Raw genomic sequence first — 22,044 nt, forward strand, 5'->3', positions numbered from 1 at the left:
TTGACAAAAAAATCGGCTCCCGGTGGACGGAAGCAGCCAGACGGCGGAATGCCTGACCGGGAGACGATACTTCGATTTGTCGCCGAACATCCGGCGCGCTCATCAAAGCGCGATATTGCAAAGGCATTTTCAGTGCGCGGTCATGACCGTGTCCTGCTCAAAGGCATTTTACGCGATCTGGAAGACGAAGGCCTGTTGGCCCGCCGTCGCAAGCAGCTTGTCCGCCCGGGATCGCTCCCGCCGGTCACCGTGCTCGACATAACATCCCGCGACGACGACGGATATCTGATTGCAAGGCCGGCCGAATGGCCCGAGGACGGATCCGTGCCCCCAGCGGTGCTGATGCGTCATAATCGCCAGGCAAAGGGCAAGGCAAAAGCGCCGTCCGCCGGTATAGGTGACCGTGTGCTTGCCCGCATATTCCCGTCCGACAACGATGTTGGGCCTGCCTATTCCGCACGCGTCATGAAAGTGCTGGAAAAGCAGCGCGGCGCATTGCTCGGCGTATTTCGTGCAACACCCGGTGGCGGTGGCCGCATGGAGCCCATTGAGCGGCGCGGCAAGGAAATCACCATCGATATTGACGGCGTCGGCAAGGCCGAAGACGGCGATCTTGTGGAAGTCGAGACGGCAAGGAGCGGCCGCTACGGCATGCTTCGCGGAAAGGTGCTTTCCGTTATGGGATCGGTCGCAAGTGAAAAGGCAATATCGATGATTGCCATTCACGCCCACGGGATACCGTACACTTTTCCCGCCGCCGTCCTTTCAGAAGCTGAAAAAGCAAAGCCGGTCTCGCTCGGCAAGCGCGAAGACTGGCGTAAAATCCCGCTGGTCACGATCGATCCCTTTGATGCCAAAGACCATGACGATGCCGTTTATGCCGAACCGGACGACAATCCCGAAAATCCGGGCGGTGTTGTGGTTTATGTCGCCATTGCCGATGTTTCACACTATGTGCGCCCCGGATCCGCGCTCGACGGCGAAGCCCTCAAGCGCGGCAACTCGGTCTATTTCCCGGACCGCGTCGTTCCAATGCTTCCCGAGCGCATTTCCAACGATCTGTGCTCCTTGAAGGAAGGCGTCGACCGCCCTGCCCTTGCCGTTCGCATGGTGTATTCGGCTCAGGGCCGCAAGATCGGCCATACGTTCCACCGGGTGATGATGAAAAGCCTTGCGCGCCTCAATTATGCGCAGGCGCAGGCAGCCATCGACGGTGCACCGGACGATAAGACGGAAACGCTGTTGGACGGCGTTCTTCGCCCGTTGTGGGAGGCTTACGCCGTTCTTGGCCGCGGCCGCGACAGGCGCCAGCCGCTCGAACTTGATATTCCGGAGAAAAAACTGCGGCTCAAGGAAGACGGAACGGTCGACAAGGTTGTGATACCGGATCGGCTCGATGCCCACCGGCTAATCGAAGAGTTCATGATCCAGGCAAATGTTGCCGCTGCCGAAACACTCGAGAAAAAGCGTCAGGCACTCATATACCGCGTTCACGATGCGCCCTCGCTTGCCAAGCAGGAAACATTGCGGGAATTCCTGAAAACTCTGAACATACCGTTTGCCCGGGCTGGACAGTTACGAGCCAACAGTTTCAACGGCGTGCTGTCAAAGGCCAGAGACAAGCCATACGAAATAATGGTCAGCGAAATGGTTCTGCGGTCGCAGAGCCAGGCGGTTTACAGCCCCGATAATCTCGGCCATTTCGGCCTCAACCTGATGAAATATGCGCATTTCACCTCACCGATCCGGCGCTATGCCGATCTCATCGTCCATCGTGCCTTGATCGGCAGCCTGGGACTTGGCGAAGGCGGTATAACCCCTAAGGAGGAGGATGCGCTTGAGGAGATTGCCGCGGAAATTTCAACCTTCGAACGCCGCGCCATGGCGGCCGAACGCGAAACGGTCGACCGGCTGATCGCCCACCATCTGGCGGAACGTATCGGTGAAGATTTTGATGGTCGCGTATCCGGCGTTACCAAGGCCGGCCTGTTTGTCTCCCTGCAACAATTTGGCGCAGATGGCTTTATCCCTGTTTCAACGCTGGGGCTGGACTACTATATCTACGACGAAGCACATCAGGCACTGGTCGGTGAAAAAACCGGCAAAGGGTACCGGTTGGGCGACAGCGTTGAGGTCCGGTTGGCAGAAGCCATACCGCTTGCCGGGTCTTTGCGGTTTGAAATGCTGAGTGAGGGGCGAAAACTGCCCACAGCCACACGATCGTTTCATAAGTCAAAACGAGGCGCCTCCAAATCAAACGGCGCCCGAAAAAGAAGACGCAGAGGATACTGACTATGGCAAATCAAGAGACCTATTCCGGTCGATCCGCGCCTGTTCGCCAACCGCGCGATCTTTGGCGTGCGCTCACAAAGGGCTGGCTTGGCCGTTGCCCGCATTGCGGAAGCGGGAAGCTCTTTGGCGGCTTCTTGAAGTCGGTTCACAGCTGCGAAAGTTGCGGCGAGGAAATGCACCACCATCGTGCTGACGACCTGCCGCCCTATCTCGTTATCTTCGTTGTCGGTCATATCGTCGTTGCCGGCTACCTGCTCGCGGAGCCTTACCTGGACTGGAACAGCTGGCAGCATCTGGCTCTGTGGGTGCCGATAACGCTAGCAATGGGGCTCGCCATGATGCAGCCGGTCAAGGGAGCCGTCATCGGACTTCAGTGGGCGAATTACATGCATGGATTCGGCGGCCAGGAAGATGACGCCGTCGAGATTTTTGGCGGCAAATAGGTCGCCACAGCCGCCGGGAGGATATAGAACGCGCAAATGACCGAAAACAGCAACACCGCGCAACACCATCCCGAAGCCGAACTCCAGGCAGAAGCACGGGGCCGTATGGGAAACTACCCTCTCTTGCGGCCAAAGGACGCGTCTACCCTGATACTGATCGACCGTTCCGGCAGCGAGCCAGCCCTGCTGATGGGCAAACGGCATACAGCACACGCTTTTATGCCGGACACATATGTGTTTCCGGGCGGCCGGCGCGACCGAGATGACGGGCGCGTTCCGGTCGCCGACCGGCTGCAGCCGGCTGTCGAGGAAAAGCTGCTCAAGAAGATGGCAAATCCGGCCAGCGCCCACCGTGCGCAGGCGCTGGCGATTGCCGCTGTCCGCGAGACCCATGAAGAGGTTGGCATATTTATCGCGGGGCCTGGACAGGCGAGCAGGCAGGATGCCTGGCGGGCATTTGCGGAACGCAAAATTGCCCCCCGGCTGTCACCGCTTCGCTACATCGCGCGTGCAATCACGCCGCCTCGGCAGAAGCGAAGATTCGACACGCGGTTCTTTGCCTGTTTTCGCGACGAGATCGGTGAGGTCGAGGCCGAATCAAGCAATGAGCTCCTGGATCTCAAGTGGGTCAAACTGTCCGAAGCCGGTGGCGTCAACATGCCGCGCATCACCCAGGCAATCATCACCGACCTGGCATATGAACTGGAAAACGATCCGTCTCTGCCCTTTGGCAGGCCCGTTCCCTTCTATCAGGCTCGCTACGGACGCTTTACGCGCGAGGTCCTGTAGACCTTCTGCCCCATCAGGTGAATGTCGTCGACGATTGGACTTGACTTTTTCACTGTGATTTGTAGTTTCCGCCCAGAATTTTGCCGTGGAGGCCTTCGAGCTTGCCACGGCTTCGTTTTTGCAAGGCAGGTAGAACAATGGCTAAAGCCACCACAATCAAAATCAAGCTGCAGTCAACTGCGGATACCGGCTACTTTTATGTGACAAAAAAGAACAGCCGCACGATGACGGAAAAAATGGTCAAAACCAAATATGACCCGGTCGTCAAAAAGCATGTCGAATTCAAGGAAACCAAGATCAAGTAATTGGTGACCTGCTGGAATGAACAAAGGCCGCTTCATAACGAAGCGGCCTTTTTTTTGTAATTGGGGGCTGGTCAGCACAGGTTGCGGTACGAGGAGGCCACATTTCCTTGCGCCGACCAGCCGACCCCACGACCCAGGAGATGCGGCGGACCTGAGCACCATGGGGTAGACGATTCGATAGGTTGTGCGCAGAACGATGACCGCCCTGCACTTACCCCTATCCACAACATTTGCTCATCGAAACAAAAAAATCAACGTTTTCTTAACCGTTTTGCCGCCGCATCTCGCCGCATGGTAAACAGCGCCGACAAAATAAACTGCGATAAATCTTAAGAATCAGTCTATTGTGATAACTGTCTGTGATCTGACGTTCAGCAGCCGGTATAAGCGTGTCCGAGCCTCATTTGGACTTTCGACACGATCAGGCGGCTCTGGCAACGACTCGGTTGCGGCCTCTTGCCTTGGCTTCATACAGCGCAACATCCGCCCTCTTAAGGAGCGTGGCCGGCGTTTCCTGTGATCCTGACAGCGATGCCACACCCATGGACGCAGTAATGTTGAGTTGCTGCTCATCCACGCCGACGGTGAATGGAACGTCTGCAATCTCGCGCCGCAAACGCTCGGCAACTTTTTCAGCGATGGCACCCTCGGTGTCCGGAAGGACGATGATAAACTCCTCGCCGCCATGCCGACACGCCAAATCGATACCGCGTATCGTCTGGCGGATGCGCCTGGCAAACTCCTTTAGCACCTCGTCGCCAACATCATGCCCGTAGGTGTCGTTCACTGACTTGAAACGGTCCAGGTCGACAGCCAGCACCGACAGCAGGCGGTCCCTGGCAATGGAGCGCTCGATCAGGAGCTGCATGTGTGTATCGAGATAGCGCCGGTTGTAGAGGCCCGTGAGAGGGTCGGCGACTGCAAGCTCAATTGAATTTTGAACACTGGTGCGCAGATGGTCGTTATATCGCTTGCGGCGGAATTGGGTGTTGCAGCGCGCGATCAGCTCATTGGGGTCCACCGGCCTGATAATGTAGTCGTTGACGCCCAGTTCAAGGGCGCGATTGACGGTATTTTCTTCACCCTGATCACATACAAGCAGCAGCGGCACAAATCGTGTTCTTTCCAGCGAGCGAAGCTGTGAACAAAGCCGTAGCGGATCGTAGTCGGCGAAATTGGTACTGACGAGCACGAGTTCGTAATTGTTCTCGGCGGCCTCGAATAGGGCCTTTTGCGGATCGGACACGACTGTCAGATCTGCCGTTTTCCGAAGAATCTGCGCAATGCGATCCTGTGAGTTGCGCCGCTCGTCAACCAGCAACGCCTTTCCCTTGCATCCGCCGATCCCGTCACTGAGCAGAAAATCCAGACCGATATCCTGAGCGGCCTGCGCGCGAATGCGAAGCTCGTCCGTAAGCGCTTTCAGCCGCACCAGGCTTTTGACCCGCGCCAGGAGCTGCTGATCGTTGACCGGTTTCGTCAAAAAGTCGTCCGCGCCTGCACGAAGTCCGCGAACGCGGTCCGATGGCTGGTCCAGCGCTGTTACGATAACAACCGGAATATGCATGGTTGCCTTGTCCGCCTTCAGGCGCTCGCACACCTCGAAGCCATCCATTCCAGGCATCATGATATCCAGAAGTACAAGGTCCACCTGCCCGTTGGCGCAAATAGCAAGGGCTTCCTCGCCATTTGTGGCGGTCACGACGTCAAAATACTCAGCCAGGAGACGCGCTTCCAGCAATTTCACGTTTGCCGGGATATCGTCCACGACCAGAATGCGGGCAGTCATTACTGTATTTCCTCGATTTATCCGTCGCCCAGATAGTTCTTTATGGTTTCAACAAATTTGGGAACTGAAATTGGCTTCGACATATAAGCCTCGCAGCCACCCTGTCGTATTCTTTCCTCATCGCCCTTCATAGCGAAGGCCGTCACCGCGATGATCGGAATAGTATGCAGTTCGTCGTCCTCTTTGAGCCACTTCGTGACTTCAAGCCCCGAGACTTCCGGCAGCTGAATGTCCATGAGAATAAGGTCAGGCTTGTGTTCCCGAGCAAGGTCAAGTGCCTCCAGCCCATTCCTGGTCTGCACTGTCTCATAGCCGGACGCCTCGATGAGGTCGCGGAACAACTTCATGTTCAGCTCGTTATCCTCGACGATCATGACACGCTTAGGCATATCCCGCGCTCCGCCCGCTTTCAAACTTGCTCTCCTGCCGCCAGACATTATGCTGCCGGCAGACAGAATCTCAATCTGCTCCAAAGTCATGCTAGTTCAATTTGGTTGAAGAAAAGCAAATTCGTGGAATTAAATCGAAGTAAATCGGAAAAGAATATCGAAACGAATGCGCTCGGCATCGATATTCTGACCTGGATCGCCAGTAATGACGATCTGATGATGCGGTTTCTTGCGCTTTCCGGTCTCAGCGCGGACAATCTGCGCGAAGCAGCCACGGAGCCGGGTTTCCTTGCCGGTGTAGTCGGCTTCCTCATGGGACACGAACCGACACTCATGGCCTATTGCGATGATCGCGAGGTTGATCCCGAACAGGTTGTCCGCGCCTGGCATGCCCTTGGCGGTGAATCACCATTCGAGTCAAGCATATGAGCGATATCGGGCCAACGCTGGGACATGACGACATCGAGCTCAAAAACCGCGCGCTGATTGTGTGTGACGTCGATGAAGTGGTGCTGGAATTTCTGACACCGTTCAACGGCTTCTTGAAAGCCAGCGGATTCGAACTGCTGCCACGGTCGTTCCGCCTTACCGGAAACATCGTCTCGCTGGATGATGGAACGGCGGCGGCCGGTGAGACGGTCGCCGCTCTCCTCGACGAATTTTTCGCCAGACAGATCGACTGGCAGACCCCGGCGGGCGGTGTAGACAAAGCACTTTCCAACCTGTCACGCATTGCCGACGTCGTATTCCTGACCGCGATGCCGCCCCGCCATTACGAGGTTCGGCGTTCGCTGCTCAACAGGCACGGCCTCACCTACCCGCTGATCGCCACGGAAAAGGACAAAGGGCCGCTCATAAACGAAATACACGCCGACCGCGATCATCCGCTGATCTTTATTGACGACATGATCTACAATCTCCACTCGGTCAAAAAACACGCGCCGGATGCACACACCATTTGCTACATGAGCAACGACCATTTCCGCGCCATGGCGCCGCACCCGGGCGATGATGTCACCCAGGCTGCAGACTGGAATGAAATTGAGCAAATCATCCGCGATCACATGGGTGCTTGATCGACAGCCCAATGCGGCGTAAACCGAATACGTTCAACTTTTGTTCTACACCGGTGCAGCAATGTCGGTCAGCAATCCCGATCCAAATCTCGGCTTTTGCCGTGACTGCCTGGCCTATCAGGACAAGAAGGTTCGCCGCTGTGCCGGCTGCGGCAGCCCGCGCATTTTGAGTCATGACGAACTCTATAAGCTGACTGTTGCCCATATCGACTGTGACGCATTTTACGCAACAGTCGAAAAACGCGACAATCCGGAATTGGCCGACAAACCGGTAATAATCGGGGGCGGAAAACGCGGCGTGGTGTCCACGGCCTGCTATCTCGCACGCATTCACGGCGTCAGATCCGCAATGCCGATGTTCAAGGCGCTTGAGGCCTGTCCCCAGGCGATAGTGGTCAAGCCGAACATGGAGAAATACAGCCGCATCGGCCGTGAAGTACGCAAAATGATGGAGGAACTGACGCCGCTTGTTCAGCCAATCTCGATCGACGAAGCGTTTCTCGAACTTGCCGGAACCGAAGCGCTGCACCGTAATCCCCCTGCCCGTACGCTGGCGGCATTCGCCGAGCGTGTGGAAAAGGAAATCGGCATAACCGTCTCCGTTGGCCTTTCGTACTGCAAATTTCTTGCCAAGGTCGCTTCCGACCTGGAAAAGCCTCGCGGCTTCTCCGTCATTGGTGAGGCTGAAGCCGTTGGGTTTTTGCGGGATATGCCGGTCACCACGATATGGGGCGTCGGCAAGGCATTTGCGGCGACGCTTGAAAAAGACGGCATCACCATGATCGGTCAGCTTCAGAAAATGGAGGAAGGCGACCTGATGCGCCGTTACGGTGCCATAGGCCAGCGACTCTACCGCCTTTCCCGCGGGCTTGATGCACGGCAGGTCCACACGCGTGACAGCGCAAAAAGCGTGTCGTCCGAGACCACGTTCAACAGCGACCATTCGGACCGCGAAACCCTTGTCGCCGTGCTACGGTCTCTGTCGGAAAAGGTCGCGCGCCGGCTGAAGAAAAGCGAGATTGCCGGTCACACGGTTGTTTTGAAACTGAAAAGCAAGGATTTCAGGATCAGGACACGGAATCGCCGTCTCGACGATCCGACCTGCCTGGCCGACCGGATTTTTCACACCGGCCTAGCGCTTCTGGAAAAGGAACTCGACGGCACGCAGTACCGTCTCTTGGGCATAGGCGTGTCGGATCTGACCAATGCGGATCTGGCAGACCCGCCGGACCTCGTCGACAAGAAGGCAACGCAACGTGCAGTGGCCGAACGGGCGATCGACAAGGTTGTCGACCGCTTCGGCCGCGGTGCTGTCGAAACGGGGTATACATTCGGCCGCCATAAAAGCGCCCGTCCGCAAAGGGACCGGGACGCGCCCGATCCCAAAGACAGACAGGGCCGCTAGGGTATCAAGACCGTGCAGCCGGTCGTCTGCCGCCCTTCGAGGGCATCATGGGCTTTGGCGGCGTCGCGCAGATCAAAGGTCTGATTCACGTTGATTTTGATCGAGCCATCGGCAATCAGCGAAAACAGTTCCGATGCGGCCTTTTCAAGCCATCCGGGCAGCGCCGTGAAGTGGAAGAGGATCGGCCGCGTGACATGGAAGGAGCCGGCGGCAAGATCCGACAGTTTGAACTCGGTCGCCGGCCCGGATGATTGTCCGAAGCTGACCAGAGTGCCGTGTGTCTTAAGGCACTGCAGAGAACCTGGATAAGTGTCCTTACCAACCGAATCGTAGACAACATCGACGCCGCTCGGGGCAAGAGCGCGGAGCTTTTCGACAAAATTTTCAGAGCGATAGTCGATGACGTCTGAATATCCGTATTGTCCTGCCAGGGCGCATTTTTCCGGACCGCCTGCAGTTCCGGTCGCCCTGACCCCCATGGTAGCAAGCCATTGCCCCGCAATGAGCCCGACACCGCCGGCCGCAGCGTGAAACAGCACATGCTGACCTCTTTGAACCGGATAGCTGTCGTGCAGCAGATAACGCGCCGTCAGTCCCTTCAAAATGGAACCCGCAGCCGTTTCGTCCGAGACGCCGTCGGGAATATTCACCAGATGCTGCGCGGCCACAGTCCTGTGGGTCGTGTAGGCACCGTTGGCGAGCGTATAGGCGACGCGGTCGCCCACCGACAGGCCACTGACGCCGTCCCCGATCGCTTCGACTACGCCTGCCGCTTCCGATCCGAGCACCAGATCGCTGTCGACACTCCACGGATAGAGCCCGGTCCGAAAATATGTATCAATGAAATTGACGCCAATCGCGGTGTGGCGCAGCAGCACCTCACCTGCTCCTGGCGTTGGTATTTCGATCTCCTGCACACGCAATACATCACTGCCGCCGGTATGTGGTGCGACGATAGAATAGGCCACTAATCATTCTCCCTGTTGAACTCCGGATCGACCGGAATTTGCAAACCGTTGAGCAGAGCGTTGGTTCGTGAAGCCGTGGATATCACCCTCAGCAGATCCGCATATTCCTCATCATCCATGCCCTTTGCACGCGCCGCTGCTGTGTGAGAATGGACGCAATACCGACAGGAATTGGCGATTGAAACCGCCACATAGATCATTTCCTTGGTTTTCGGATCGAGTGCTGACGGTTCCGCCATGACCGACTTCACATCTTCCCATGTCTGCTTCAACAAAGGTGGGTCGAAGGCCAGATATTTCCACAAAAGATTGATGAAATCGCTGCCGCGAGTCGCACGAATGTCGTCAAAGACCTGCCTGACCAGCGGATCGGATTCCGGATTTTCCTGCAGCGGAACAGTGGACATGAAAACGCCTCCTATACAAGCTCAACATCGACAATGCCCTTCGCAGTCTTTAGAGCGGAGGCGATTTGCGGCGAAATCCTGTAGCGCTGAGGCAGTTCAACCTCGATCTCGCGCCTGCCGTCCTCCTTGATCACCACAAACGAGACCTGGCCGTCTCCCTTGGTGTTGAGGTGACCTGCAATCTGCTGCAGCGACGTGCTGTCGCGCACAAAGATCCTGAGGGCTTTCTGAGTTTGAACAGCGCGTTCTTCAAGCGACTGAACAGTCTGAATTCGCAGGCTGATTCCCTCGGGTCTTTCCTCCGCGTCGACCGTGACCACCAGCGATTTCCCCGGTTCTAGCAGGTCCCGGTATTGCGCAAGCCCCTCGGAAAACAGCACGGCCTCATACTGCCCGGAAGAATCGGAAAAAACGATGATCCCCATCTTGTTGCCGGTGCGGGTCTTGCGCTCCTGTTTGGATGTCACGGTACCGGCGAGACGCCCCGCCGTCGCGCCCTGTTTGACCGCATTGGAAAATTCCCCAATGGTCTGAACCCGCATTTTTTCCAGAAGCTGTTGGTATGTATCCAGCGGATGGGCTGAAAGATAAAAGCCGAGAGATTGATATTCCCGGTGAAGTTTTTCTGAAGGAACCCAGGGTGTTACGCTGGGAAATTGAACCACCTCCGGTCCGGTTGCCGCGCCCGTGCCGAAAATATCGGATTGACCGCTGACCCGGTCCTCGGTCGCCCGCTGCGAAAGCCCAAGCAGTCTGTCGATGCCACCGACAAGTTCAGCTCTTTCCCGGCCGAAACAATCAAATGCACCGGCACAGATGAGGTGCTCCAGTACCCGCCGGTTGATCAGTTTAGAATCCACCCTCAGGAAAAAGTCCTCAATATTTGCAAAAGGTTGCCCGCCCCTGACTTCAACAATGTGATCGACAGCAGCCTCTCCGACACCTTTGATGGCCGCAAGCGAATAGTAAATCCGGTTTTCACCGGTTTTGAAGATCCTGTAGGACGTTTGAACCGAGGGTGGCACTACCTCGATGCCCAGCCGGGCGGCGTCCTGGCGGAAATCGTTGATCTTGTCGGTATTCGACATGTCGAGCGTCATGGAGGCCGCCAGGAACTCGACCGGATAATGCGCTTTCAGATAGGCCGTCTGATAGGAAACAATGCCATAGGCTGCGGCGTGCGACTTGTTGAAGCCGTAATTGGCGAATTTGGCAAGCAGGTCGAAGATCAGATCGGCCTGCGGTTTTGTTACGCCGTTATCGACCGCGCCGCTCACAAAACGGCTGCGCTGTTTATCCATTTCCTCCTTGATCTTCTTGCCCATCGCGCGGCGCAGCATGTCGGCTTCGCCAAGTGAGTAGCCGGACAGGACCTGGGCGATCTGCATCACCTGTTCCTGGTAGACAATCACACCTTGCGTTTCTTCAAGCAGATAGTCGATCTTCGGATGGATGGAGGCGACTTCCTCCTCGCCATGCTTGCGGGCATTGTAGACCGGAATGTTTTCCATCGGTCCCGGGCGGTAGAGCGCGACCAGCGCAATGATGTCTTCGATCCTGTCGGGTCGCATGCCGATCAGGGCCTTGCGCATGCCGGCACTTTCCACCTGGAATACGCCGACCGTCTCGCCGCGTGACAGCATGTCATAGGTTTGCGGATCATCCAGCGGCAGCGCACCCAGATTGACCTCGATATCGCGATCGCGCAGGAAATCGACTGCGGTCTTCAAAACCGTCAGCGTTTTGAGGCCGAGGAAGTCGAACTTCACCAGTCCCGCCTGCTCAACCCATTTCATATTGAACTGCGTGACCGGCATGTCCGAGCGCGGATCGCGATACATCGGCACAAGTTTCGACAGCGGCCGGTCACCGATGACGATGCCGGCGGCGTGTGTCGATGCATGCCGGTAGAGGCCCTCGATCTTTTGCGCAATGTCCAGCAGACGCCCGACAACAGGCTCCTTTTGCGCCTCCTCACGAAGCTTCGGCTCTTCCTCGATGGCCTTGTGCAGCGGCGTTGGATTGGCGGGATTGTTCGGAACCAGTTTGCAGATCCGGTCGACCTGACCGTAGGGCATTTCGAGCACCCGGCCGACATCGCGCAGTGCGGCGCGCGCCTGCAGCGATCCGAAAGTGATGATTTGCGCCACCTGTTGTCTGCCGTATTTTTCCTGAACGTAACGGATCACTTCGTCTCGCCGATCCTGGCAGAAGTCGATATCGAAGTCCGGCATCGACACGCGTTCCGGATTAAGAAAACGTTCGAACAGCAGTGAAAAACGCAGCGGGTCAACATCCGTCACCGTTAGCGCATAGGCGACAAGCGATCCCGCGCCAGACCCGCGGCCAGGGCCGACCGGTATGTCATGCGCCTTAGCCCATTTGATGAAGTCGGCAACAATGAGAAAGTAGCCTGGGAACCCCATGCGCTCGATGATTCCGAGTTCGACTTCCAGACGTTCGCGGTAATCGCTCTCGGCAAACCCTTCCGCAAAGCCGAGTTCGGCGAGACGTAGATCCAGCCCCTCCTCGGCCTGTCGGCGCAGTTCCGCGGCCTCTGCCCGCAGCGCTTCCTCCGGATCGTCCGTCGCTCCGGTAAAGCGCGGCAAAATCGGTGCGCGGGTGTCCAGAAGGAAGGAACAGCGGCGTGCGATTTCGACAGAATTCTCAAGGGCTTCCGGCAGATCCTCGAACAGCGCCACCATCTCGGCACGACTCTTGAGATAGTGATCGGGTGTCAGTTGAAAGCGGCTGTCATCCGAAACCATGGCGTTGTGCGCAACGGCCATCAAAGCATCGTGGGCATCAAAATCATCAGGCGAGGGAAAAAACGCCTCGTTGGTGGCAACGATCGGCACGGCCTGTTCATAGGCAAGGCCCAGTACCCGGTTCTCGTGTCCCCGGTCAAACCCGCTCTGGCGCTGCAGTTCCATATATAAGCGTCCGGGAAAATGCGTCTTGAACCAGTCAAGGCGGGTAGCTGCGACCTGCGGCTGCTCGTCGGACAACGCCTTGTCGATCGGTCCCGTCTGCCCGCCGGTCAGACAGATAAGGCCTTCGGTTCCTTCCTCCAGCCACGAGGCGCAGATATGCACCGCTTCGGCACCCGACCCGTCAAGATAGGCCCGGCTGACCAGATCGACCAGACGGGTGTATCCGTCCGCGTTCATGGCGATAAGGACGACAGACGGCCGGTCGGCCAGATGTTCCTTGTGACCGCGACGCTCCTCACCGCCGCCGTCCTCCATATCGATATCAAGCTGGCAGCCAAGGATGGGCTGGAGCCCCTCACCTGCAGCCTTGACCGAAAATTCCAGCGCACCGAAAAGATTGTTGCTGTCGGCAATACCGATTGCCGGTTGCCTGTCTGCCGCGGCCATCGAGATGATGGTTTTCAGTGGCAACGCGCCTTCCAGCAGCGAATAGGCGGAGTGAACCCGCAGGTGAACGAATTGCGGCCCTGCTGGGTGGATGGCGGATTCGGTTTCACCTGATTCGGACATGCTGCATTCCCGTTACGTTGCGGATGTTGCGCGCTTCCGGACAAGGCGCGGCTGAACTTCGATCTTAGCATCAATTCCCGCCTGGCCCTCGGGCAGTGGTCCCAATCCACATGGAATCGCTGCCGGCAGCTCATCACTATAGCGGTGGCAATCGATATCGGTACTCCCTTTAGCAGTTACATATCAAGCGCGATTCAACTGGCGCGATGGTCCAAATCCCAGTAGCCTCAGCACGTTTCGAAACAGGGGGGAACGATGCGCGCATCTGTGGTGATATCGGCACTGGTGGCTGTCCTTGTCGGATTTGGCAGTTCTGTCGCCATCGTGCTTGCCGCCGCGGCTGCGGTCGGCGCGAATGCGGAACAGACATCCTCCTGGGTCGCGTCCATCTGTCTTGCCACAGCCGCCGTCACCCTTGTCCTGAGCCTGCGATACCGCGCACCGATTGTTGCCGCCTGGTCCACACCCGGCGCCGCTCTGATCGCGTCGTCCTCCGGAGAATCGATCGAAACCGCCGTCGGCGCATTCTTTTTTGCCGCTATACTGACGCTTTTGACAGCGGCCTTTCGCCCGCTCGGTGCATTGATCGAACGCATCCCCACCTCCGTCGCCTCGGCGATGCTGGCAGGCATTCTCTTCAGCTTTGTCCTGGCGGTGTTCGAACATCTCAAATCGGCACCGGAACTTGTCGTCCCGCTGCTCATCCTGTTCGTTGTCGTGCGGATATTCTCGCCCATCTGGGCGGTGCTGGCCGTGTTGTTCTGCGGCATCGCCCTGGCCTACATCCTGGGCCTCACCAGCCCCCTGGACGATCTGCACGTATCACGGCTCGTATGGATAGAACCGCGCTTCGAATTCGAGGCGCTCATCGGCCTCGGCTTGCCTCTCTATCTCGTCACCATGGCCTCGCAGAACCTGCCCGGATTCGCGGTGCTGAAGGCTTCCGGCTATACCGTGCCCTCGCGCCCCGTTTTGTCGGTGACGGGCATCGCGTCCCTCGCTTCCGCCGGCTTCGGCGCCCATGCAACAAACCTTGCCGCTATCACCGCGTCGATCTGCACCGGACCGGACGCTCACCCGGACAAGGACAAACGCTGGCTTTGCGGTCCATTCTATGCGGCCGGTTATGTGGTCATTGCAATTTTCGGCGCGTCACTGGTTGCGCTTTTTGCAAGCTTTCCCAAAGCACTCATCACCACGGTCGCCGGCATCGCCCTGATCGGCGCCCTCGCCTCGTCGCTCAGCGGCAGCATGGCAAAGGACGAAGACCGGTTTATCGCCGTCGGCACTTTTGCGGTGACGGCATCAGGCATGTCCGCATTCGGTATCGGGTCGGCTTTCTGGGGTCTGGTAGCGGGTCTATTCATCCTCGGCGTCGACCAGCTCCGCGCACGCTTCAGGGCGTGATATTCTCGAGGCCATCTATCGTCGTCGCCAAAACGCTGCGCCAACGCCTGACAGAAACAGCCAGCAGTGATTCTCATGTCCCGGCCCGGGCAGAAAACGGATGGCGCGGCAGGCCTTGTCACAGTAACTTTGGCACGTTGCAAAAGAGGGAATCGATGCGCGCTTCGATAGTGATATCGGCGCTGGTGGCGGTGTTCATCAGTTTCGGCAGTTCCATCGCCATCGTGCTCGCGGCGGCTGCCGCTGTCGGTGCCGACGCAGCGCAAACCGCCTCCTGGGTTGCATCTCTGTGTCTGGCAAAAGCCGCTATTACCTTAATCCTGAGTTTGCGGTTTCGGGCACCGGTTATCGCCGCCAGTTCCACCGTCGGCGCAGCTCTGATTGCGGCAACATCGGGCGAAACGGTTGAGACAGCGGTCGGTGCATTCTTCTTCGCTGCCGTGCTGACGCTGATGACTGCCGCCTTCCGGCCGCTCGGCGCGTTGATCGAGCGTATCCCGACGACAATCGCCTCGGCAATGCTGGCCGGCATCCTGTTCACCTTCGTGGTGGCGGTATTCGAACATCTCAAATCGGCACCCGAACTCGTCGTTCCGCTGCTGATAATATTTGCCGTCGTGCGACTATTCTCTCCCATCTGGGCGGTGCTGGCTGTTCTGTGCGGCGGTATTGTTCTTGCCCACCTCCTTGGGTTGGCCGGTCCGGTCGGCGACCTGCATTTATCGCGGCTCGTCTGGATAACGCCGCGCTTCGAATTTCATGCGCTGATCGGCCTCGGCCTTCCCCTCTACATTGTAACGATGGCGTCGCAGAACCTGCCGGGCTTTGCCGTATTGAAGGCCGCAGGTTATGAAATGCCGCTGCGGCCTGTCCTGTTTGTCACCGGTTTCGCTTCTCTGGCGACGGCCGGCTTTGGCGCCCATGCCTCCAACCTTGCCGCCATCACAGCATCGGTCTGCTCCGGTCCCGACGCCCATCCCGACAAGGACAAGCGCTGGCTCTGCGGACCGCTTTATGCGGCGGGCAATGTTGCGATCGCCCTTTTTGCCGCATCACTTGTTGCTCTATTCGGAAGTTTCGACAAGGCGCTCATCACAACTGTCGCCGGTTTGGCACTGGTGAGCGCACTTGCTGCATCGCTCGGCCGCAGCATGGCGGAAAGTGACAACCACATAGCCGCCATCGCCACCTTTGCGGTGACCGCCTCAGGCATGTCCGCATTCGGTATCGGGTCGGCATTTTGGGGATTGGTGGCGGGCCTGTTCATCCTCGGCCTCGACCGGCTCTACAAGCTTTTCAGAGCGTGATCTCTACCAAGGTGGCGCTCCGGATCAAAGCGCCATCATGACAACGGTGAGGCTCGTTACAAACATGACCATGGAGGCGAAGGCAGCGCAGTCTTTTGCAAAATCGAACATATGTTCCTCCTTATTCCGTCTATGTTTTTATTTTGTTCTTATCTTGTTCTCATGTCAAGCGAATAGCGCATTGTGTTTAAGGAAGCCTTAAATACACGGGCAAGCGCCGCCGCCACCGTTAACCAATGATGGCTTATTTCAATGCGAGATTGCGGGCTGCGGGCGCTACGCGCGCGGCGGCTCAGCCCGCTGGATGACTATTTGGGGAAGCCAATTCAACACTCGACGACCTTGCCGTCTTCCAGTGTCACCCGCCTGTCCATCAGGGAAGCGATCTCGTGATTGTGTGTTGCAATCAGCGCTGACAGGCCGGACTGGCGCACCAATGCATCAAGCGCCTCGAACACATAGCCTGCCGTCGTCGGATCGAGATTGCCCGTCGGCTCGTCTGCCAGGAGGATAAGCGGCGCATTCGCAACGGACCTTGCAATGGCCACACGCTGCTGTTCGCCGCCGGAAAGCTCCGCCGGCCGGTGACCTGAGCGGTGACCAACGCGCAGATAGTCGAGCAGTTGCTGGGCCCGCTCTGACGCCTCCTTATAGGAAAGCCCGCCGATCATCTGCGGCATCATCACATTTTCCAGCGCCGTGAACTCCGGCAGCAGATGGTGGAACTGGTAGACGAAACCGATATCGGACCGACGCATCGCCGTGCGGGTGTCGTCGTCAAGCTTGGTTGTCGCACGCCCACCGATATAAACTTCTCCCGCACTCGGATGCTCAAGCAGACCGGCGACATGCAAAAGCGTCGACTTGCCCGCACCGGACGGCGCAACAAGCGCCACCGTCTCCCCGGGGTTAAGCGAGAAATTCGCATCCTTCAGGATGGATAGAATATTGTCGCCCTGCTCGTAGTGACGCTGCACGGCCTCGATCTGAAGAACAGCTTCGCCCATCAATAATACCTATTCGTAACGCAGTGCATCGACAGGATCGAGCCGCGAGGCGCGCCAGGCCGGAAACAGCGTTGCCAGGAAGGAAAGCCCGATTGCCATCAGCAGGACGGAAACCGTTTCACCGGCATTCATGTCCGCCGGGAGCTGGCTGAGGAAATAGAGTTCCGGATTGAACAGAGTCGTCCCGGACAGCCAGGAGAAAAACTGCCGGATGCTCTCGATGTTCCAGCACACCACAACGCCGAGGATAAATCCGGCAATTGTTCCGGTCACCCCGATTGCCGCACCAGTCATGAAGAAAATCCGCAGGATCGCGCCGGACGTCGCACCCATGGTGCGCAGGATGGCAATGTCGTGCCCCTTGTCCTTCACAAGCATAATCAGCCCGGAAATGATGTTCAGCGCCGCCACAAGGACAATCAGCGTCAGGATCATGAACATGACGTTGCGCTCGACTTCAAGTGCCGAGAAGAACGTTCTGTTTTGCATGCGCCAGTCGGAAATAAATATCTGTCGGCCGGCAGCCTGCTCGATCAGCGGCCGCAGTAAATCCACCTGATCGGGATCGTCGACGAACAGCTCAATCGACTGCACCAGGCCGTCGGAATTGAAATAAAGCTGTGCCTCACCGAGCGGCATGAAGATCATCGACGCGTCGTATTCCGACATGCCGATTTCGAAGACTCCCGACACGGGATAGGTTTTGATGCGGGGCGTGACGCCCAGCGGGGTTACATCGCCTTCCGGAGATATCAGCTTGATCGTATCGCCAACGCTCACGCCAAGATTTGTCGCAAGACGCGAGCCCAGAAGAAGCCCCTCGCCCGCTGCAAATCCAACGAGATCTCCAGCCCTGATATTTTCGGTGACCCCGCCCAGCTTTGACAGATCGTCGGCACGTATACCGCGCACAAGCGCGCCTGTTCCGACATCTCTGTAACCGGAAACAAGCGCCTGGCCATCGATAAATGGCACAGCGGAGCGCACACCCTCGACCGCCGCCAACCGGTTAGCAAGACCGGCATAGTCTTTAAAAGGCTCGTCAATCGGCTGGACAATCATGTGTCCGTTGACGCCGAGAATGCGGTCAATGAGTTCGCCGCGAAACCCGTTCATAACCGCCATCACGATGATCAGCGTCGCAACGCCGAGCATAATGCCAACGAAGGAAAAACCCGCAATGACCGAGATGAACGCTTCTTTGCGCCGCGAACGCAAATAGCGCCATGCCACCATGCGCTCATAAGCGCAGAAGGCACCCGCAAATGGGGGCTTGTCGCCCTTGGCCTTGGACGTTTCGGTCATCTGCGCGATGTCGCCGCTCATCGCTTCTCCTTAGCTGGCGCTGGTAAACCGGTTAACAGCAGCCTCCAGAGACATATTTTCACGGGCACCGGTTTTTCTGTCTTTGACCTCGACTTCACCATTGGCGATCGACCGCGGACCGACAACGATCTGCCACGGCACACCGATCAGATCGGCAGTCGCGAATTTCGCGCCCGCACGCTCATCGCGGTCGTCATAAGCAACGTCCCGGCCGGCGGCTGTCAACTCGCTGTAGAGCTTCTCGCTTGCGCTGTCGCATGCACCGTCGCCGACCTTCATATTGATAATGCAGGCATCGAAAGGCGTTACGCTCTCGGGCCAGATGATACCGTTTTCATCGTGAGAAGCCTCGATGATGGCAGGCACCAGTCGCGTCGGACCGATGCCGTAAGAGCCCATGTGGACGGGATGTTCCTTGCCGTCAGGCCCCATAACCTTTGCGCCCATCGGCTCTGAGTATTTCGTGCCGAAATAAAAGATATGACCCACTTCGATACCGCGCGCCGAAAGTCTCGCCTCTTCACTGACCCGGGCAAAGGCATCGGCATCGTGCATTTCGGACGTCGCAGCATAAAGCGATGTCCATTTGTCGACGATTGACTGAAGCGCATTTTTGTCTTCGAAATCAGTTTCCTCGCCCGGAATGTCGAAACCGAGATAATCGCTGTGGCAATAGACCTCGGATTCACCGGTATCGGCAAGGATGATGAACTCATGGCTGAGATCACCGCCGATCGGCCCCGTATCGGCACGCATCGGCACGGCCGACAGCCCCATGCGGGCGAATGTGCGAAGGTAAGCCACAAACATCTTGTTGTAGGCGTGGCGCGCTGCGTCCTGATCGATATCGAACGAATAGGCATCCTTCATCAGAAACTCGCGCGAACGCATGGTGCCGAAGCGCGGACGGATCTCATCACGAAACTTCAGCTGAATATGATAGAGGTTCAGCGGCAGGTCCTTGTACGAACGCACATAGCTGCGGAAGATGTCGGTGACCATTTCCTCGTTCGTTGGACCGTATAGCATCGGACGGTCCTGTCGGTCCGAAATGCGCAGCATTTCGCGGCCGTAATCGTCGTAGCGTCCGCTTTCCTGCCACAGCTCCGCAGACTGAATAGTCGGCATAAGGATTTCAATTGCGCCGGTGCGGTTCTGCTCGTCACGAATGATGTCGTTGACCTTTTCGAGCACCTTCTTGCCGAGTGGCAGCCAGGAGTAAATACCGGCGGACTGCTGGCGGATCATTCCGGCCCGAAGCATGAGACGGTGCGAGACGATTTCCGCCTCTTTGGGGTTTTCTTTCAGTATTGGAAGGAAATAGCGGGAAAGGCGCATCGTGTTGTCCGGTTGCAATGCTCCGCCTAATTCAGGAATCAGGCAAAATAGCGGTAAAACGTCAGTTCTCATAACCGCTTGGCGATCAGAATGAAAGGCGGCAACGCAATTGATCGGCCCCCGCACACACGCCATCTATCAACGGTCGCGGCAGTAAATCGCATCAGATACAAAAAAATATCTCGACAGCGATAAAAATGTCACTTTTCAGGTGACAGCAGCCAAACAATCGGCTAGTTTCCAGCACCAATGAGGCAAAGACAAAAGATCTTTGCCCGTTCCGCGGTCAAAGTCTTGGGAGGATGGATCTAAGGCGCGGGTTGACCTGCAGCCGCCGAGTAACACCGGTAAACGATCAACGCGATACTTTAATACAAGGCTCCGTGCCTTGTTTTTTTTTGCGCAATCCAAACTTTCGGCATGGTTTTATATGCCGCGTCCGTTCCCACAGTGATACGCTTCAAATTTATCAGGAAACAGTCTAGGCCGCCGACCGACGGTGCCCATTGTCGCGTTCGGCAACAAAGCGCAAAAACGCATCCAGCGGCAGCGGCCTGGAAACGAGATAGCCCTGCCCCCTTTCAACGCCGAGCTCGGCAAGAGCAACGGCCTGCTCCCGGGTTTCGATACCCTCGGCGACAGTCGACATGCCAAGGTCATGCGCCAGACGTACAAGCATATTGATAAGCGAGCGCGCACTCGGATCATCAATGACCGGATCGACGAAGAACTTGTCGATCTTGATCGTATCGGCGCCGAGCTTCTGGATGTAGCTCAATCCGCTATGCCCCGTTCCGGCATCGTCAATGGCGACGCGATAGCCTATCTTCTTGAGTTCGGCGATCGTTGCCGAAGCTTGGTCAAAGTCGCTGATTTCATGGCGCTCCGTCAGTTCAATGACGACCTGGCGCGAACCAACCCGCGAACCGCTCACGTGAGCGCGCAAGTCAGCCGTAAAGGACGGCTGCATCATATGATGCGCGCAGATGTTGAACGCTACCGTAAATCTTTTGTTTGAGCGCAGAAGCGGCCTTAACTGGTTCAGTGCATCATCCATGATCTGCCAGGTAATCGGCGCGATCCTGCCGGTGCGTTCGGCAAGCGGAATAAAGTCACCGGGCAAAATAACGGTGCCGTCGCGCAATACACGACGCGCCAATATCTCGCATCCGGTGATTTCTCCACTCTTCAGGCAAAAGATCGGCTGGGCGTAGGCTTTGAATTCGCGGCCCGCCAGTGCATCGTCGATCTCAGAGGTCAGGCTGCGGTGACCTGTGACGGCCCGCACGGCCAACAGGCCGAAAATCAGGCCAAGCAATCCGCCGCCAACCGGATAGGCGGCGCTGACCTGATTGTTCCACATGGCCACGAGCTGACGGTCAATGCAGATTTGCGCCCGTAGGGGATAGCGCCGGGAAGCGGCACTAAAGACCTGCGGTTCAGCCATGTGGTCCGCGCAGGATTGCGCTCCCGGATTACCGCCTGCGTGAGATGCGATAAGAGCGCCGTCGGTCAGCATGACCCGAACCTCATTGCCCGTTCGAAGTGCACTCGGAAGGACATCGAATACCAGGGTATCGGTATTGACGATGGCGACCAGGCCCCTGTCGGTGTCGATCGTCCAATGAACGCCAAGTGCCGGTTGGCCGTTCAGCGTCAAAGGCATGAATTTGATATGATCGTTCCGGGAACTCTGCAGCGCAGTCATATCAAGGTGCTTCTGATCCGCGCCCAATACATCCGGAAAGGCCGCACACTGTGTTATGCCCTGGGCGTCGACAATCCGGATGTCTTTTACGATCGCCCGCTGATGGATCTGTTTTCGGAACAGCTCGATCGTATTTTGGCCGCAGACAATATCAGACCTTTCCGACAGTTCCGTCAGTGCAATGAAAGCATAGTCGGCTCCAAGTTCCGCCCGATGCAGTGTCGAAGCTGCAAGTTCCTGCAGGCGTTCGCGGTTTTGACTTTCGCGCAACGAATGAACGACACTCGCCGTCACAAATGAAAAGAGTACAGTGCTTGCCAAAACCGCGACAAATAGGGAGATTTTCCTGGCAAAGCCTGCACGTGGAAGCATCCTGTTGCCGGTAAGGAATTGCCGAAAAACTTCCAAAATACGAAAGGCCATTTGAAATACTGGGAGGAAATCCCGCCCCCGATAAAATTGAGCAACACCTCTGCTCATTTAAGAAATCCAGGCAATTAACCCTACCAGGCAAGTCTTGCGACTTCCTGAATCGGCTGGATTTGCACGCTTTGGTAGTTCAATATTTCGTTATCACGATGGCTC

Annotated in this window: 18 protein-coding genes; 9 read left to right on the forward strand and 9 right to left on the reverse strand. The window is 57.2% G+C overall.

Annotated elements, in window-relative coordinates; genetic code table 11:
- The 4 genes from rnr (at position 1) to rpmG (ending at position 3,829) form a co-directional block, all read left to right on the forward strand.
- Positions 1-2,292 (forward strand): ribonuclease R, encoded by a 2,292-nt coding sequence (gene rnr / locus ABVT35_RS12575; RefSeq protein ID WP_368466874.1) that lies wholly within the window; start codon positions 1-3, stop codon positions 2,290-2,292.
- Between the two features lie 2 nt (positions 2,293-2,294).
- Positions 2,295-2,735, forward strand: coding sequence for a DUF983 domain-containing protein (locus ABVT35_RS12580; RefSeq protein ID WP_368466876.1), 441 nt, complete (start codon positions 2,295-2,297; stop codon positions 2,733-2,735).
- Between the two features lie 36 nt (positions 2,736-2,771).
- Positions 2,772-3,524, forward strand: coding sequence for a hydrolase (locus ABVT35_RS12585; RefSeq protein ID WP_368466878.1), 753 nt, complete (start codon positions 2,772-2,774; stop codon positions 3,522-3,524).
- A gap of 137 nt (positions 3,525-3,661) precedes the next feature.
- Positions 3,662-3,829, forward strand: coding sequence for a 50S ribosomal protein L33 (gene rpmG, locus ABVT35_RS12590; RefSeq protein WP_368466880.1), 168 nt, complete (start codon positions 3,662-3,664; stop codon positions 3,827-3,829).
- Between the two features lie 421 nt (positions 3,830-4,250).
- On the opposite strand, the gene ABVT35_RS12595 is transcribed toward rpmG, so the two are convergent.
- Both ABVT35_RS12595 and ABVT35_RS12600 read right to left on the reverse strand, forming a co-directional pair.
- On the reverse strand, positions 4,251-5,618 hold the full coding sequence (locus tag ABVT35_RS12595; protein ID WP_368466882.1) for a PleD family two-component system response regulator: 1,368 nt from the start codon (positions 5,616-5,618) through the stop codon (positions 4,251-4,253).
- A gap of 17 nt (positions 5,619-5,635) precedes the next feature.
- On the reverse strand, positions 5,636-6,007 hold the full coding sequence (locus tag ABVT35_RS12600; protein ID WP_368466884.1) for a response regulator: 372 nt from the start codon (positions 6,005-6,007) through the stop codon (positions 5,636-5,638).
- Positions 6,008-6,130: 123 nt separating this feature from the next.
- Between ABVT35_RS12600 and ABVT35_RS12605 the strand changes: the two genes are divergently transcribed.
- The 3 genes from ABVT35_RS12605 (at position 6,131) to ABVT35_RS12615 (ending at position 8,488) form a co-directional block, all read left to right on the forward strand.
- Positions 6,131-6,436: a DUF3572 domain-containing protein gene (locus tag ABVT35_RS12605; RefSeq protein ID WP_368466886.1), complete on the forward strand. Its 306-nt coding sequence runs from the start codon at positions 6,131-6,133 to the stop codon at positions 6,434-6,436.
- On the forward strand, positions 6,433-7,083 hold the full coding sequence (locus ABVT35_RS12610; protein ID WP_368466888.1) for a hypothetical protein: 651 nt from the start codon (positions 6,433-6,435) through the stop codon (positions 7,081-7,083). The genes ABVT35_RS12605 and ABVT35_RS12610 overlap by 4 nt, the downstream gene beginning before the upstream one ends.
- Positions 7,084-7,144: 61 nt before the next feature.
- On the forward strand, positions 7,145-8,488 hold the full coding sequence (locus ABVT35_RS12615; RefSeq protein WP_368466890.1) for a DNA polymerase IV: 1,344 nt from the start codon (positions 7,145-7,147) through the stop codon (positions 8,486-8,488).
- Here the strand turns inward: ABVT35_RS12615 and ABVT35_RS12620 are convergent.
- Genes ABVT35_RS12620 through dnaE form a run of 3 tightly spaced genes read right to left on the reverse strand, consistent with a single transcriptional unit; the run spans position 8,485 to position 13,366 of the window.
- The gene (locus tag ABVT35_RS12620; RefSeq protein ID WP_368466892.1) at positions 8,485-9,456 is read right to left on the reverse strand and encodes a quinone oxidoreductase; all 972 of its coding nucleotides are present in this window, start codon (positions 9,454-9,456) and stop codon (positions 8,485-8,487) included. The genes ABVT35_RS12615 and ABVT35_RS12620 overlap by 4 nt on opposite strands.
- Positions 9,456-9,863, reverse strand: a complete 408-nt coding sequence (locus ABVT35_RS12625; RefSeq protein ID WP_368466894.1) for a carboxymuconolactone decarboxylase family protein — start codon at positions 9,861-9,863, stop codon at positions 9,456-9,458. Before ABVT35_RS12625 ends, ABVT35_RS12620 begins: the two co-directional genes overlap by 1 nt.
- 11 nt (positions 9,864-9,874) lie before the next feature.
- Positions 9,875-13,366 (reverse strand): DNA polymerase III subunit alpha, encoded by a 3,492-nt coding sequence (gene dnaE / locus ABVT35_RS12630; RefSeq protein WP_368466896.1) that lies wholly within the window; start codon positions 13,364-13,366, stop codon positions 9,875-9,877.
- A gap of 255 nt (positions 13,367-13,621) precedes the next feature.
- On the opposite strand from dnaE, the gene ABVT35_RS12635 reads away from it, so the two are divergent.
- Both ABVT35_RS12635 and ABVT35_RS12640 read left to right on the forward strand, forming a co-directional pair.
- The gene (locus ABVT35_RS12635; protein ID WP_368466898.1) at positions 13,622-14,773 is read left to right on the forward strand and encodes a benzoate/H(+) symporter BenE family transporter; all 1,152 of its coding nucleotides are present in this window, start codon (positions 13,622-13,624) and stop codon (positions 14,771-14,773) included.
- A 155-nt stretch (positions 14,774-14,928) separates the two neighbouring features.
- Positions 14,929-16,080 carry a benzoate/H(+) symporter BenE family transporter gene (locus tag ABVT35_RS12640; protein WP_368466900.1) on the forward strand — a complete coding sequence of 384 codons (1,152 nt, stop codon included), beginning with the start codon at positions 14,929-14,931 and terminating at the stop codon, positions 16,078-16,080.
- Between the two features lie 326 nt (positions 16,081-16,406).
- On the opposite strand, the gene ABVT35_RS12645 is transcribed toward ABVT35_RS12640, so the two are convergent.
- From ABVT35_RS12645 to ABVT35_RS12660, 4 genes are all read right to left on the reverse strand, one after another.
- A complete protein-coding gene (locus ABVT35_RS12645) occupies positions 16,407-17,087 on the reverse strand; it encodes an ABC transporter ATP-binding protein (protein WP_368466902.1) in 681 nt (226 codons plus the stop codon).
- 9 nt (positions 17,088-17,096) lie between these two features.
- On the reverse strand, positions 17,097-18,392 hold the full coding sequence (locus ABVT35_RS12650; RefSeq protein WP_368467858.1) for a lipoprotein-releasing ABC transporter permease subunit: 1,296 nt from the start codon (positions 18,390-18,392) through the stop codon (positions 17,097-17,099).
- Between the two features lie 30 nt (positions 18,393-18,422).
- A complete protein-coding gene (gene proS, locus ABVT35_RS12655) occupies positions 18,423-19,751 on the reverse strand; it encodes a proline--tRNA ligase (protein ID WP_368466904.1) in 1,329 nt (442 codons plus the stop codon).
- A 481-nt stretch (positions 19,752-20,232) separates the two neighbouring features.
- Positions 20,233-21,831: an EAL domain-containing protein gene (locus ABVT35_RS12660; RefSeq protein WP_368466906.1), complete on the reverse strand. Its 1,599-nt coding sequence runs from the start codon at positions 21,829-21,831 to the stop codon at positions 20,233-20,235.
- Positions 21,832-22,044: the final 213 nt, after the last annotated feature.

It is taken from the genome of Hoeflea sp. TYP-13 (assembly GCF_040932035.1).
GTDB lineage: Bacteria > Pseudomonadota > Alphaproteobacteria > Rhizobiales > Rhizobiaceae > Hoeflea_A.

What these genes read in the sequence shown, in the direction of transcription:
- ABVT35_RS12580 (WP_368466876.1), top strand. Translation starts at nt 2,295, where the DNA reads ATGGCAAATCAAGAGACCTATTCCGGTCGATCCGCGCCTGTTCGCCAA.
- ABVT35_RS12585 (WP_368466878.1), top strand. Translation starts at nt 2,772, where the DNA reads ATGACCGAAAACAGCAACACCGCGCAACACCATCCCGAAGCCGAACTC.
- rpmG (WP_368466880.1), top strand. Translation starts at nt 3,662, where the DNA reads ATGGCTAAAGCCACCACAATCAAAATCAAGCTGCAGTCAACTGCGGAT.
- ABVT35_RS12595 (WP_368466882.1), bottom strand. Translation starts at nt 5,618, where the DNA reads ATGACTGCCCGCATTCTGGTCGTGGACGATATCCCGGCAAACGTGAAA.
- ABVT35_RS12600 (WP_368466884.1), bottom strand. Translation starts at nt 6,007, where the DNA reads ATGCCTAAGCGTGTCATGATCGTCGAGGATAACGAGCTGAACATGAAG.
- ABVT35_RS12610 (WP_368466888.1), top strand. Translation starts at nt 6,433, where the DNA reads ATGAGCGATATCGGGCCAACGCTGGGACATGACGACATCGAGCTCAAA.
- ABVT35_RS12615 (WP_368466890.1), top strand. Translation starts at nt 7,145, where the DNA reads ATGTCGGTCAGCAATCCCGATCCAAATCTCGGCTTTTGCCGTGACTGC.
- ABVT35_RS12625 (WP_368466894.1), bottom strand. Translation starts at nt 9,863, where the DNA reads ATGTCCACTGTTCCGCTGCAGGAAAATCCGGAATCCGATCCGCTGGTC.
- dnaE (WP_368466896.1), bottom strand. Translation starts at nt 13,366, where the DNA reads ATGTCCGAATCAGGTGAAACCGAATCCGCCATCCACCCAGCAGGGCCG.
- ABVT35_RS12635 (WP_368466898.1), top strand. Translation starts at nt 13,622, where the DNA reads ATGCGCGCATCTGTGGTGATATCGGCACTGGTGGCTGTCCTTGTCGGA.
- ABVT35_RS12640 (WP_368466900.1), top strand. Translation starts at nt 14,929, where the DNA reads ATGCGCGCTTCGATAGTGATATCGGCGCTGGTGGCGGTGTTCATCAGT.
- ABVT35_RS12645 (WP_368466902.1), bottom strand. Translation starts at nt 17,087, where the DNA reads ATGGGCGAAGCTGTTCTTCAGATCGAGGCCGTGCAGCGTCACTACGAG.
- ABVT35_RS12650 (WP_368467858.1), bottom strand. Translation starts at nt 18,392, where the DNA reads ATGACCGAAACGTCCAAGGCCAAGGGCGACAAGCCCCCATTTGCGGGT.
- proS (WP_368466904.1), bottom strand. Translation starts at nt 19,751, where the DNA reads ATGCGCCTTTCCCGCTATTTCCTTCCAATACTGAAAGAAAACCCCAAA.
- ABVT35_RS12660 (WP_368466906.1), bottom strand. Translation starts at nt 21,831, where the DNA reads ATGCTTCCACGTGCAGGCTTTGCCAGGAAAATCTCCCTATTTGTCGCG.